Genomic DNA, 12390 nt, shown 5'->3' on the forward strand with positions numbered 1-12390 from the left:
CCAGGGGCGGGGTGGGGGACGAATCCCCCGGCCCCGCCCACGGGGTTAGCGGAGGACGCTGAGCGCCTCCGGGGTGAAAGGCGTGAGCTCGGCCGTGCGCCCCGCGAGGGTCTTGGCGGCCCAGTCGGGGTCACCGAGGAGCGCGCGCCCGACCGCGACGAGGTCGAACTCATCCCGCTCGAGCCGCTTGACGAGCCGGTCGATCGCCTCAACGCCAGACGACGCCCCACCAAAAGTCGCGATGAACTCCCCGTCCAGCCCGACCGACCCGACCGTGATCGAAGCTTTACCGGAGAGCTTCTTCGCCCACCCCGCCAAGTTCAGCTCCGAGCCCTCGAACTCCGGCAGCCAGTAGCGCCGCGTAGACGCGTGGAACGCGTCGACCCCCGCCGCCACCAGCGGAGCGAGCACCGCCTCGAACTCCTCCGGCGTGTCGGCGAGCCGGGCGTCGTAGTTCTTGGACTTCCACTGCGAGAGCCGGAAGATGACGGGGAAGTTTGGCGAAACGGCCGCCCGTACCGCCGCGGCGATCTCCGCCGCGAAACGCGCACGCGACACGGCGTCACCCCCATAAGCGTCGGTACGCCGATTCGTGCCGGCCCACAGGAACTGGTCGATCAGGTAGCCGTGCGCGCCGTGCAACTCGACGCCGTCGAAGCCGAGCCCTTCCGCCGACGCGGCGGCCTCCGCGAAGCCCCGCACCACATCGTCGAGGTCGTCGAGGGTCATCGCGTGGCCCGCGCCCGCCGTGCCGTCGAGGGCGATGCCGGACGGCCCGACCGGCGGGGCGTCAACGACCGGCGGGGAACCGGCCTCGCGGGCCATGCCGACGTGCCAGAGCTGCGGCACGATCTTGCCGCCGGCCGCGTGGACGGCCTCTGCGACGCGGGCCCACCCGGCGAGGGACTCCTCGCCGTGGAAGCGGGGGACGCGGTCGCTCTGACCGGCCGACGGGTGGTCGATGTACGTGCCCTCGGTGATGATCAGGCCGACCCCGGCGGCCGCCCGCCGGGCGTAGTACTCGGCGACGTCCGCGCCGGGCACCCCCTCGGGGGAGAAGTTCCGGGTCATCGGCGCCATCGCAATGCGGTTCCGGACAGTGAGGCCGTTCAGCGCGAACGGGCGGGACAGCGTCTCCTCAATACGGTTTCCCACAGCGGGCGTCTCCTTGCTGGAACTCGAAAGGACATACATCCGCCCAGGTCAACTGCCGCACCCAGCAATAATATTCCGGTACACATAATGCACGTACACATATACAACGCCCGAGGGCGGCACCCCCGCGATGGGAGTGCCGCCCTCGGTCAGGTACTGCCGATCCGCAAGCGGATCAGAAGTCCATGTCACCGCCAGGCATGCCGCCACCGGCGCCCGCGCCGGCACCGGCCTTCTCGGGCTTGTCGGCGATAACGGCCTCGGTGGTGAGGAAGAGCGCGGCGATGGAGGCCGCGTTCTGCAGCGCGGAGCGCGTGACCTTGGCCGGGTCGATGATGCCCGCGGCGATCAGGTCGACGTACTCACCGGTCGCGGCGTTGAGGCCGTGACCCGGGGTGAGGTTGCGCACCTTCTCCACGACGACGCCACCCTCAAGGCCGGCGTTGACCGCGATCTGCTTCAGCGGGGCCTCGAGGGCGAGCTTGACGGCCTGAGCGCCCGTCGCCTCGTCACCCTCCAGCTCCAGCTTCTCGAAGACCGAGGACGCCTGGATGAGAGCCACGCCACCACCGGCGACGATGCCCTCCTCGACGGCGGCCTTGGCGTTGCGCACCGCGTCCTCGATGCGGTGCTTGCGCTCCTTGAGCTCAACCTCGGTCGCCGCACCGGCCTTGATGACGGCCACGCCGCCGGCCAGCTTGGCGAGGCGCTCCTGGAGCTTCTCGCGGTCGTAGTCCGAGTCGCTGTTCTCGATCTCGGCACGGATCTGCCGCACGCGGCCCGCGACCTGCTCCGGGTCACCGCCGCCGTCCACGATGGTGGTCTCGTCCTTGGTGACGACGACCTTGCGAGCGCGGCCGAGCACGTCCAGGTCGGCGTTCTCGAGCTTGAGACCGACCTCCTCGGAGATGACGGTGCCACCGGTGAGGATGGCGATGTCACCGAGCATGGCCTTGCGGCGGTCGCCGAAGCCCGGGGCCTTGACGGCGACGGACTTGAAGGTGCCACGGATCTTGTTGACGACCAGGGTCGACAGGGCCTCGCCCTCGACGTCCTCGGCGATGATGACCAGCGGCTTGCCGGACTGCATGACCTTCTCCAGCAGCGGGAGCAGGTCCTTCACCGAGGAGATCTTGGAGTTGACGATCAGGATGTACGGGTCGTCGAACGACGTCTCCATACGCTCCAGGTCGGTCGCGAAGTACGCGGAGATGTAGCCCTTGTCGAAGCGCATGCCCTCGGTGAGCTCAAGCTCCAGACCGAAGGTCTGCGACTCCTCGACGGTGATGACGCCTTCCTTGCCGACCTTGTCCATGGCCTCGGCGATGAGCTCGCCGATCTGGGGGTCAGCGGCGGAGATGGAGGCGGTCGAAGCGATCTGCTCCTTGGTCTCCACGTCCTTGGCCTGGTCGAGCAGAGCGGCGGAGACGGCCTCGACGGCCTTCTCGATACCGCGCTTGAGGGCCATCGGGTTGGCACCCGCGGCCACGTTGCGCAGGCCTTCGCGGACCAGCGCCTGGGCGAGGACAGTCGCGGTCGTCGTGCCGTCGCCGGCTACGTCGTCCGTCTTCTTCGCGACTTCCTTGACCAGCTCGGCGCCGATCTTCTCGTACGGGTCCTCGAGCTCGATCTCCTTGGCGATGGAAACACCATCGTTGGTGATCGTGGGGGCGCCCCACTTCTTCTCGAGGACGACGTTCCGGCCCTTGGGGCCGAGGGTGACCTTGACGGCGTCGGCGAGCTGGTTCATCCCGCGCTCGAGACCGCGCCGTGCCTCCTCGTCGAACGCGATGATCTTGGCCATGTGAAGTGGTCCTCCCGGACGGGGTGGATTGCTCCGGACCGCGCTGGCGCCCGCGACGGACGGCCTGCCGAACGCCGGTCTCTTACCGACGGTCGGACGGGCCTCGCCGACCCGGTCCTTCTGTCACTCTCAACGTCAGAGTGCTAACGCCAATGATTAGCACTCGACCCCAGAGAGTGCAAGCGGCCCGAAGGGTCTCGATGAGGGGTGGCGGTCGGGCGACGGGCGGGCGCAAGCGCCAGAGCAAGCGTCAGGGCCCGCATCCCGGGATGGGATGCGGGCCCTGACGTGTGAGCGATGAGCGTTGAGCGTGTTTAGGGCCCGTCCGGCCGATCTCCGCGACGTCGCGGAGATCGGCCGGACAGGCCCTAGTGTCGAGCGTGTCTGTTGGCCGATGCCGCGCCGGTCAGACTGCGAGACGGACCATGTCCGCCTGCGGCCCCTTCTGACCCTGCGAGATTTCGAACTCGACCCGCTGGCCTTCTTCGAGGGTGCGGTAGCCGTCCATCTGAATCGCGCTGTAGTGCACGAAGACGTCCGCACCACCGTCGACCGCGATGAAGCCGTAACCCTTCTCCGCGTTGAACCATTTGACGGTGCCCTGAGCCATCCCTAACTCCCCTATTACTGGCCCTTCGCAGACCCGCACCTCGCGGACCCGGGTCAGACCTCACCCCCTACAGCCCAGGGGGCGTGCGCCGGAACGCGTCGACCGCCGCCGAATGTATCTGCCCGGATGCCCTCTGCAACAGGTCAATCGGACGAGAATTCTGGGCACGCGCGAACGGGAAAAAGAAGGGAATTGATCGTAATCCGGGGCAACTCGGACCGGACATAACTGACCAACGCGACAATCATCGCGTGAATTTGGCGATAAATCGCCGTCAGTGGGTATCGGTTGCGCGGGACTCTGCGGCTACTGTACCGCCATTCAACTACCGCTCAGCACACAGGTGCCCCGCCCTCCCCACGGAGGACGGGGCACCTGTGACGAAGCTGTGGCGTGGCTGTGAGGTGGCTCAGCAGCCGCCGGCGACCGCCGGGATGATCGAGACGCTGGAGCCCTCGGTGACGGCCGTCTGGAGGCCCTCGGAGAAGCGGACGTCGTCGTCGTTCACGTACACGTTCACGAAGCGGCGCAGCTTGCCCGTGTCGTCGAGCACGCGGGCCGAGATGCCCGGGTGGTTCTTCTCCAGCGAGTCGATGACCTCGGCCAGCGTCGCGCCCTCGGCGGGAACCTCGGCCTGTCCGCCGGTGTACGTACGAAGGATGGTCGGGATGCGGACGGATGCACTCATACGAGGCCAGCCTCTCGGAACGCGGCAAGGGTCGGACGGATGATGGCGGACGGGCCGGTGGTCGGCGCGACGGCGTCAAGGGTCTTGAGGCCGTCGCCGGTGTTGAGGACGACGGTCTCGGCGGCGGGGTCGAGCTGACCGTTCTCGATGAGCTTCTTGAGTACGCCGACCGTCACGCCGCCCGCCGTCTCGGCGAAGATGCCCTCGGTGCGGGCCAGCAGCTTGATCGCGTCCACGCACTGCTCGTCGGTGACGTCCTCCACCGCGCCGCCTGTGCGGCGGGCGATGTCGAGGACGTACGGGCCGTCGGCCGGGTTGCCGATGGCCAGCGACTTGGCGATGGTGTCGGGCTTCTGGGGGCGTACGACGTCGTGGCCGGCCTTGAAGGCGGTGGAGACCGGGGAGCAGCCCTCGGCCTGGGCACCGTAGATCTTGTAGGCCTTGTCGGGCACGAGGCCGAGCTTGATCAGCTCCTGCAGACCCTTGTCGATCTTGGTGAGCTGCGAGCCGGAGGCGATCGGGATCACGATGTTGTCCGGGAGCCGCCAGCCGAGCTGCTCGGCGATCTCGTACGCGAGCGTCTTGGACCCTTCGCCGTAGTAGGGGCGCAGGTTGACGTTGACGAAGCCCCAGCCCTCGCCGATCGGGTCGCCGATCAGCTCGCTGCAGAAGCGGTTGACGTCGTCGTAGTTGCCCTCGATGCCGACCAGGTCGCCGCCGTAGACCGCGGCCATGACGACCTTGCCGGCCTCCAGGTCGTGCGGGATGAACACGCAGGAGCGGAAGCCGGCCCGGGCGGCCGCAGCACCCACCGCACCGGCCAGGTTGCCGGTGGAGGAGCAGGACAGGGTGGTGAGGCCGAAGGTGCGGGCGGCCTCCAGGGCGATGGCGACGACCCGGTCCTTGAAGGAGTGGGTCGGGTTGCCGGAGTCGTCCTTGATGTGCAGGCCGCCGGTGATGCCCAGCTCGCGGGCCAGGTTGTCGGCCTTGACGAGCTTGGTGAAGCCGGGGTTCAGGTTCGGCTTCTCGGCCACGTCCGCCGGGACGGGCAGCAGCGGCGCGTACCGCCAGATGTTGTTCGGCCCGGCCTCGATCTGCTTGCGCAGTGCCTCGGGATCGCCGGTCGGGAGGTCGTACGCCACTTCCAGCGGCCCGAAACATTCCTGGCACGCGAAGATCGGCGTCAGTGGGAAACGCTCACCGCATTCGCGACACGACAGGGCGGCGGCGGGGCCGAAGGCGCTGTCGGCGGCAGTGGCAATGGTCTGCAAAGACATGGAGGCGAGGCCCTTTCCTCATCTTCCCCGCGACGCATTTCGCCGCGAGACGGAATTGGCACCTTCCCCACCTGGACCTCGCGGTCGGCGGGAGGGTTGCCGGGGCTTCAACGGGCCGTTCCCTCTGCCCCTCTGGATGAGCGGTATGGCGGTGGCATATCGTCACCGCATTTGTCGTTCGTCCGTCACCGACAAACGTAACAAGGCGTGATCATCGAGGACATACGATGGTCATGTCTCGTGTTCAAGACTGTAACCGACGACCCCGAACCTGGTCATAGGTAGTCCGTCCACCGAGACAGACCGCCCTGCCGGAGGGGGGACACTTCCGACAGATCGGAGCCGCACGTGCTCGACGAGGTAGCCCGCTGGCTGCAGCGCCGGTCATGGTCAGCCGACCGCCGCCCGCTTTCGACTCTGCTCACCGCCAAGCGTTCGGCGGGACCGAACGGCACGGTGAGCGTCGTCCTGCCCGCGCTCAACGAAGAAGCCACGGTCGGAAGCATCGTGGAGACGATTCGCCGCGAGCTGATGAGCGATGCCGTGCCCCTGGTCGACGAGCTGGTGGTCATGGACTCCGGCTCCACGGACCGCACCGCCGCGATCGCAGAGGCCGCAGGCGCGACGGTCGTCCACCGTGACGACGTCCTCCCCCGGCTACCGGCCCTGCCCGGCAAGGGTGAGGTGCTCTGGCGTTCCCTGCTCGCGACGAGCGGCGAGATCGTCGCCTTCGTCGACGCCGACCTCCGCGACTTCGACTCCCGCTTCGTGTCCGGCATCATCGGCCCGCTCCTCACCGACCCCGGCGTCCAGCTGGTCAAGGCCATGTACGACCGCCCCCTCGAAACCGGCGGCACGGTCGTTCCGGCGGGCGGCGGCCGCGTGACGGAGCTCGTCGCCAGGCCCCTGCTCAACTTGCACTGGCCCCAGCTCGCCGGCTTCGTCCAGCCCCTCGGCGGCGAATACGCCGCCCGGCGCTCCCTGCTCGAACAGCTCCCCTTCCCCGTCGGCTACGGCGTCGAGATCGGCATGCTCATCGACTCCCTCAACACCGTCGGCCTCGATGCTTTGGCCCAAGTCGACGTCGGCGTCCGCCACCACCGCCACCAAGACGGCCAAGCCCTCGGCCGCATGGCCGCCACGATTTACCGCACCGCCCAGCTTCGGCTTGCGCGGGGCCACCTCGTCCGTCCCGTCCTCACCCAGTTCGACCGCACGGACGACGGCTTCACGCCACGTATGCACGACGTCGCCACGGAAGAGCGCCCCCCCATGCTCACGGTCCCCGAATACGCCAAACGCCGCGCCGCCTAAGGCTCCGCCCCGCCCCCTCCCGGGTCGGTGCCGCCACCCGGGAGCTTCGCCCCCTCGCCCCCGAGCCAACCGGGTTGGGGGTAGGCCGCGGGGCGCGGGGCGGAGCCCCGGACGGCCTGCGCCAACGTTTGGCGCCGCGCCTGCGCGGCTAGGCTGGCGACATGGTCGCCTCACACGCCGCACGAGTGCTGGTCGCTTCGAACCGGGGACCGGTGACGTACGCCCTCCACAAAGAGGACGGCTCGCTGACCGCGAAGCGCGGCGGAGGAGGCCTGGTCTCAGGCCTGAGCGCCATCGGCCCGGACGCGGACGCCGTCTGGGTCTGCGCAGCCCTGAGCGAGGGCGACCGAGCAGCCGTAGAGCGCGCCGCAGGCGAAAGGCTGGACCCCGCAGACAGCGGCGGCCAGCACGTACGGATGCTCGACATCCCGGAGGAGATCTTCACCGGCGCCTACAACGGCATCGCGAACTCCGTCCTCTGGTTCATCCACCACCTGCTCTTCCAGACCCCGCTCGAGCCCATCTTCGACGAGGACTTCCGCAGCGACTGGGCCGCCTACGAGGCCTACAACGCCGCCTTCGCCGACGCGCTGGCCGAGGAGGCCGCAGAGGGCGCCGCCGTCCTCATCCAGGACTACCACCTCACCCTGGTCCCGAAGCTGCTGCGCGCGCGGCGGCCGGACCTCAGGATCGGCCACTTCTCGCACACGCCCTGGGCGCCGCCGGACTACTTCCGGATCCTGCCCGACGACGTCGCCGCCGACGTCCTCACCGGCATCCTCGGCTCCGACCGTGCCGCCTTCCTGACCCGGCGCTGGGCCGACGCCTTCGCCGACTCCTGCGCCGCCGTGCTCGGCGCCTCCGTCATCCGCGACGCGGGAGCCCTCACGGTCACGTACAAGGGCCGTACGACCCGCATCGGGGTCCACGGCCTCGGCGCCGACGCCGACTTCCTGCGGGAGCGGTCCCGGCAGCCCGATGTCGAGGAGCGGCTGGCCGACCTCCGCGACGCGGTCGGCGGGCCGGACGTGAAGGTGATCGTCCGCGTGGACCGGACCGAGCTGTCCAAGAACATCGTGCGGGGGCTGCTTGCGTACGGGCAGCTGCTGCGGGACCACTCGCAGTGGCACGGCCGCGTCGTCCACGTCGCCTTCGCCTACCCCTCGCGGCAGGACCTGTCCGTGTACGTCGAGTACACCGACGAGGTGCAACAGGTCGCCGAGGAGATCAACGAGGAGTTCGGCACCCCCGGCTGGAAACCGGTCCTCCTGCACGTCAGGGACGACTTCGCCCGCTCCCTCGCCGCTTACCGCCTGGCCGACGTCGCCCTGGTCAACCCCATCCGCGACGGCATGAACCTGGTCGCCAAGGAGGTCCCGGTCGTCTCCGACGAGGGCGTCGCGCTCGTCCTCTCGCGGGAGGCGGGCGCGTACGAGGAGCTGGGCAACGACTCCTTCGTCGTGAACCCGTACGACCTCCGCGCCACCGCCCGCGCCCTGCACGAGGCGCTGACCCTGCCGTTGCACGAGCGGGCGGAGCGCAGCAAGCGGCTGGCGGCGGCAGCGACCGCACTGCCGCCGCAGCAGTGGTTCCTGGACCAACTGGCCGCGCTGGGCTGACCTCACGGCGTGGCGACGTGCCGTCGGCTCACGCCGAGCCGGAGCCGGGCCGACAGCGTGGTCGCGGCGACGTACGCCTCGACCGCGTCCCGGTCCGCGCCCCGGGCCAGCGGCTCCAGACCGACCAGGATCGCCGCCGGGCCGCCCGCGTCCACGAACGCCGACCACCGCTCCCCCACGGCCAGCTCCATGGCGTGCGACGCGCCATCGAGCCGGACCCCGATCCGGCCCGGGTGCAGGACGGTGATCCGCCCGCCGATGTCCGACAGCCGCGCCCCCGGATCCGCCAGCCCCAGCGCCGCCGCCACCGCCTCGCCGTCCGTCGGCACGAGCAGCAGGAACGCCACCGGCCCGAACCCCGTGTCGTCCAGCCACGACCACGCGGCCGTGTCCACGATCAGCCGGCTCACCGCAGCACCGCCCACACCTGCTTGCCGGTGGGCGTGAGGTCGGTGCCCCAGCGCTCTGCGGTCGCGGCCAGCAGGAGGAGCCCCCGGCCCGTCTCGGTCCACGGCTGCGGGGCGCTGGGCGTCGGGAGCGCGCCGCACTGGTCACTGACGGCGAGCCGTACACCCTCCCCGGCCCCGGGAAGGCGGTCGAGGGTCAACTCGCATTCCGGGGAGCCCGCGTGGCGGTGCACGTTCGCCAGCATCTCGGTCGCGCAGAGCGTCGCCGCGTCGGACAGGTCCTCGCCCCCGCCCAACTTCATCGAGAAGGCGGTGGCCGTACTCGGGACCGGCGAGGTGCTGAGCAGGGCGGCCCGGGATTTGGAGCGCGGCGACTTCCCGTCGTGGTTCAAGGAGTACGCGGAGCTGGAGGCGAAGGCAGTCAGCCTGTACACGTACAGCACGCTCGTCCTCCACGGGCTATTGCAGACCGAGGAGTACGCACGTGCCATGTTCGGCCTCCGCTGCCCAGTGCTGGACGCGGAGGAGACCGAGCGCCGCGTACAAGCCCGAATCGCGAGGCAATCACTGCTGACTCGGAGCCCGGCCGCACAGCTCGCCGGGCCTGCCCGGCCCCGCCCTGGCCCGCGCAGGCATCGTCCGCCGCCGCCTCCCGCGCATCCCGCTGGGGCTGGCGGTGTAGCGGGGCCGTCTCAGCGAGGTATTTTCAGGAAAGGCTGCCCCGACCGTGCTCAAGCTTCTGGAGGCGCAGATGGGCGCACAGCCCGCACATCACGACGGCCCGAGCATTCCCCGGCCGGACCGCGCTCCCGACGCGCTGAGGGAAGCCATCGCCCGCGTCGCGCCCCACCGCCTGTCGGAGATGGAGAAGGAGAAGAACGAGACGCTGGCACTGGCGGTCCAGGAAAACTCCATCGGTCCCATTCACATGTTTCTTCTGCGGTGGGCTGTCGCCGTGGAGATCGAGCGTTTCCCGGAGACGTCCAAGCGCCTGCACAGGGCTGAACAAGTGGCAGCGGAATCCGCCGATGCAGATCTGGCCCGTAGGGCCGTTCGGGAGGCGGCAGAGATCATCCGCGCGGCATACCGGGAACTCGGCGCGTGACCTTGGCCTGGGAGTACGAACCGGACGCGACGCACGTCGTCGGCGAGGCCGACCCAGGATTTGCCGCGGAGGTCGAGAAGAAGGCCGACGAGTTGGTCCGCGCAGCCTCAGCGCTGTATCTCGACGGCAGCTCATACCAGGGGATCGGTCCCGGCGTCGCCACGGCTTACGTCCCGGGAGGCATGTTGGAATACCTCACTGCGGTCCGACAGGAACACCTTTAGGTGCTCCAGGTCACGCAGTACTGAGCGCCTCCGTCGGGACCTGTCGGTCTCCGTCACGTACGTCGTGAAGTGAGCCACCCGAACGCCCCAAGCCCCACCGGGTCCGTCAGCTCGGCGGCGTCCGAGGCGCCCGCCAGGGCGCGGACGTACGCGGTGGGGTCGGTGGAGGCCAAGGTGAGCGGGGGGCGGCGGCCGGTGAGGCCAAGGGCGTGGAGGGCTTCGCGCTGGGTGGTGAGGGTGCCGCCGTCCGCCGCTGCGGCGCACGCGTCGAGGGCGACGTGGGCGGTGATGTCGCAGGAGCCGTCCGGGACGGGCTGGACTTCGCGGCCGTCGCGGAAGCCGGTGAGAGTGCCGTAGGGCGGGCGGGTTTCGCGTACGTGGGCGTAGTCGACGGCGACAGCGAGCCCGGCTGTGAGGCAACTCACGGCGGCGGCCCACGCGGTGTCGCGGGGGCGGCCGATCTCGGCCCGGGTGCCGGCCGGGGAGCCGGCCAGGGGCCACCAGCGGGCGAGCCATTCCGCGTCGTCGCCGTCGACCGGATCGCCAAGGCGTTCGGCGCCGTCACGGGGGCGTACGAGGACCTGGCGGGGGATGCCGTCTGGGTCGGCCTCGGCGAGGTCGAGCGGGACGTTGTCGAGCCATTCGTTGGCGAAGAGCAGCCCGCGTACGCCCTGCGGAGGCGCATCGGTCCAGGTGACGCGGGGGTCGAGACCGGCGGGGCGATCCGCCTTCTCGACGGCGTACGGGCGCAGCCGCGCCGCCAGTTCCTCCGGCACAGCCGCGAGCACGGCGGCGGTCAGCTCACCGCGTCCGGCGCCGACATCGACGAGGGCCAGCTCCGCCGGGTGCCCCAGATCGGCGTCAGTCCGGGCGAGAAGGGCGGCCACGGCCCGCGCGAAAAGGGGTGAGGCGTGTACGGAGGTCCGGAAATGCCCGGCCGGGCCCTCGGGCCGTCGGTAGAAGCCTTCCGGGCCGTAAAGGGCCTGCTCTGTGGCGTGCCGCCAGCCGGTCCACGGGTCGATGTCGGTCACGGCACCACCGTAGGGGCAAGGATTCCGGGTAGGCTGCTGGGGGCCGCAGTGGATTAATCGATCATGAACATTGACCATCGGAGCGGCCGCTTCCCTATACGGGGAGTCCAAGCACTGATAGGTGCTGTACAGGCGCGCACGCGTCGCGAACGCCATATGCAGTGGAAGGTGAACAGCCGATGACGGCCGGCAACAACGGCACGCCCGAGCCCGGGACCGACGACCCCTTCGCGTACCTGTACCGCCAGGAGGGCGCCGAAGCGGGTCAGACGGCAGCCGCCCCCACAGGGCAGCCGGGCGTGCCGCGCACCTCGTACAACCAGGTCCGCGCGGTCGGCGAACGCCGCCCCTCGCCCCAGCAGCCGCCCGCGTACGGCTACCCGCCCCAGCAGCCGCCGCAGTACGGCACCCAGCCCCTCCCCGAGCAGCCCAGCCGCAGTGGCGGCCACGGCGGCCACGGCAGCGGCCACAGCGGCGGCACCGGGCGCGGCCCCAACAACAAGGGCCTCCTCATAGGCGCCGTCGCCGTTGTCGCCGCCGTCGCCATCGGCATCGGCGTCGCCATGGCCAACGGCTCCGACACTCCCACCGGCACCGGCGCCGGCTCCTCCCCCACCGCCGGTGCGGGCACCACCAGCGGCAGCAACGGCTCTTCCACGCCGTCCGAATCGCCGTCGGCCAGCACCTCGACCGGTCTCGGCACCGTGGACGCGGCCGCCCAAAGCCTCACGGGCGGCGCCCAGAAGAACACCGAGCACTCCGGCGCCAGGGCCGCAGGTGGCGTGTACGTCGACCACATGACCTCCGTCGGTGCCACGGTGACCTGGACCGTGGACATGTCCAAGGCCGGCTCGTACACGCTGTACGTGCGCTACGCCAACGCCCAGAAGGACCCGGCGAGTGCCACGACCGTCGTCAACGGGACTCCTCTGAGCTACAAGCAGAGCCTCAAGAACTACGGCAAGGAAGGCAACTGGGACGCCTGGTACGAGTCCTACCAAACGGTGAACTTGAAGCAGGGCTCCAACACCATCGCCATGACCTGCGGCAACGGCGACGCCTGCCACTTCAACCTCGACCAACTGGCCTTGACGGACGGCTCCAAGCCCGCCGGCTGGTCCTCCTGACGGAACAACGGAAGAAGGCCGGTGTCCCT

Annotated in this window: 13 protein-coding genes, 1 pseudogene and 1 riboswitch; of the genes and pseudogenes, 6 read left to right on the forward strand and 8 right to left on the reverse strand. The window is 69.9% G+C overall.

Translation table 11 applies throughout. The features are described 5' to 3' along the window. Positions 1-45: 45 nt before the first annotated feature. The 5 genes from EFK10_RS35220 to thrC form a co-directional block, all read right to left on the reverse strand. Positions 46-1194, reverse strand: a complete 1149-nt coding sequence (locus EFK10_RS35220; protein ID WP_127359705.1) for an NADH:flavin oxidoreductase — start codon at positions 1192-1194, stop codon at positions 46-48. A 136-nt stretch (positions 1195-1330) separates the two neighbouring features. Further along, entirely contained in the window at positions 1331-2959 is a 1629-nt protein-coding gene (groL, locus tag EFK10_RS35225; RefSeq protein WP_127359706.1) for a chaperonin GroEL, read from the reverse strand. A 406-nt stretch (positions 2960-3365) separates the two neighbouring features. Beyond that, positions 3366-3569, reverse strand: coding sequence for a cold-shock protein (locus EFK10_RS35230; RefSeq protein ID WP_037910665.1), 204 nt, complete (start codon positions 3567-3569; stop codon positions 3366-3368). Positions 3570-3978: 409 nt separating this feature from the next. After that, complete coding sequence (locus tag EFK10_RS35235; protein ID WP_127359707.1) at positions 3979-4257, reverse strand: ubiquitin-like small modifier protein 1; 279 nt, start codon at positions 4255-4257, stop codon at positions 3979-3981. After that, a complete protein-coding gene (gene thrC, locus EFK10_RS35240) occupies positions 4254-5534 on the reverse strand; it encodes a threonine synthase (protein WP_127359708.1) in 1281 nt (426 codons plus the stop codon). The genes EFK10_RS35235 and thrC overlap by 4 nt, the downstream gene beginning before the upstream one ends. A gap of 15 nt (positions 5535-5549) precedes the next feature. Further along, a riboswitch (SAM riboswitch) is annotated at positions 5550-5677 on the reverse strand. Positions 5678-5882: 205 nt separating this feature from the next. Here thrC and EFK10_RS35245 point away from each other — a divergent pair. Together EFK10_RS35245 and EFK10_RS35250 are read left to right on the forward strand one after the other, a co-directional pair. Further along, positions 5883-6848, forward strand: coding sequence for a glucosyl-3-phosphoglycerate synthase (locus tag EFK10_RS35245; RefSeq protein WP_127359709.1), 966 nt, complete (start codon positions 5883-5885; stop codon positions 6846-6848). 161 nt (positions 6849-7009) lie between these two features. Then, complete coding sequence (locus EFK10_RS35250; protein WP_127359710.1) at positions 7010-8467, forward strand: alpha,alpha-trehalose-phosphate synthase (UDP-forming); 1458 nt, start codon at positions 7010-7012, stop codon at positions 8465-8467. A gap of 2 nt (positions 8468-8469) precedes the next feature. On the opposite strand, the gene EFK10_RS35255 is transcribed toward EFK10_RS35250, so the two are convergent. Next, the gene (locus EFK10_RS35255; RefSeq protein WP_127359711.1) at positions 8470-8877 is read right to left on the reverse strand and encodes a hypothetical protein; all 408 of its coding nucleotides are present in this window, start codon (positions 8875-8877) and stop codon (positions 8470-8472) included. Further along, the gene (locus EFK10_RS35260) at positions 8874-9308 is read right to left on the reverse strand and encodes an ATP-binding protein (protein ID WP_407647218.1); all 435 of its coding nucleotides are present in this window, start codon (positions 9306-9308) and stop codon (positions 8874-8876) included. The genes EFK10_RS35255 and EFK10_RS35260 overlap by 4 nt, the downstream gene beginning before the upstream one ends. Here EFK10_RS35260 and EFK10_RS53570 point away from each other — a divergent pair. The 3 genes and pseudogenes from EFK10_RS53570 to EFK10_RS35270 form a co-directional block, all read left to right on the forward strand. Next, a pseudogene (locus EFK10_RS53570) lies at positions 9211-9408 on the forward strand (Scr1 family TA system antitoxin-like transcriptional regulator); the annotation flags it as partial. The gene EFK10_RS35260 and the pseudogene EFK10_RS53570 sit on opposite strands and share 98 nt — an antisense overlap. 193 nt (positions 9409-9601) lie before the next feature. Continuing rightward, positions 9602-9979 carry a hypothetical protein gene (locus EFK10_RS35265; protein WP_127359712.1) on the forward strand — a complete coding sequence of 126 codons (378 nt, stop codon included), beginning with the start codon at positions 9602-9604 and terminating at the stop codon, positions 9977-9979. After that, a complete protein-coding gene (locus tag EFK10_RS35270) occupies positions 9976-10203 on the forward strand; it encodes a hypothetical protein (RefSeq protein WP_127359713.1) in 228 nt (75 codons plus the stop codon). Before EFK10_RS35265 ends, EFK10_RS35270 begins: the two co-directional genes overlap by 4 nt. A gap of 53 nt (positions 10204-10256) precedes the next feature. On the opposite strand, the gene EFK10_RS35275 is transcribed toward EFK10_RS35270, so the two are convergent. Then, positions 10257-11234: an SAM-dependent methyltransferase gene (locus EFK10_RS35275; RefSeq protein ID WP_240677664.1), complete on the reverse strand. Its 978-nt coding sequence runs from the start codon at positions 11232-11234 to the stop codon at positions 10257-10259. A 179-nt stretch (positions 11235-11413) separates the two neighbouring features. Between EFK10_RS35275 and EFK10_RS35280 the strand changes: the two genes are divergently transcribed. Next, positions 11414-12361: a carbohydrate-binding protein gene (locus EFK10_RS35280; protein ID WP_127359715.1), complete on the forward strand. Its 948-nt coding sequence runs from the start codon at positions 11414-11416 to the stop codon at positions 12359-12361. Positions 12362-12390: the final 29 nt, after the last annotated feature.

Origin of the sequence: Streptomyces soli, from assembly GCF_003999195.1 — a bacterium.
GTDB lineage: Bacteria > Actinomycetota > Actinomycetes > Streptomycetales > Streptomycetaceae > Actinacidiphila > Actinacidiphila soli.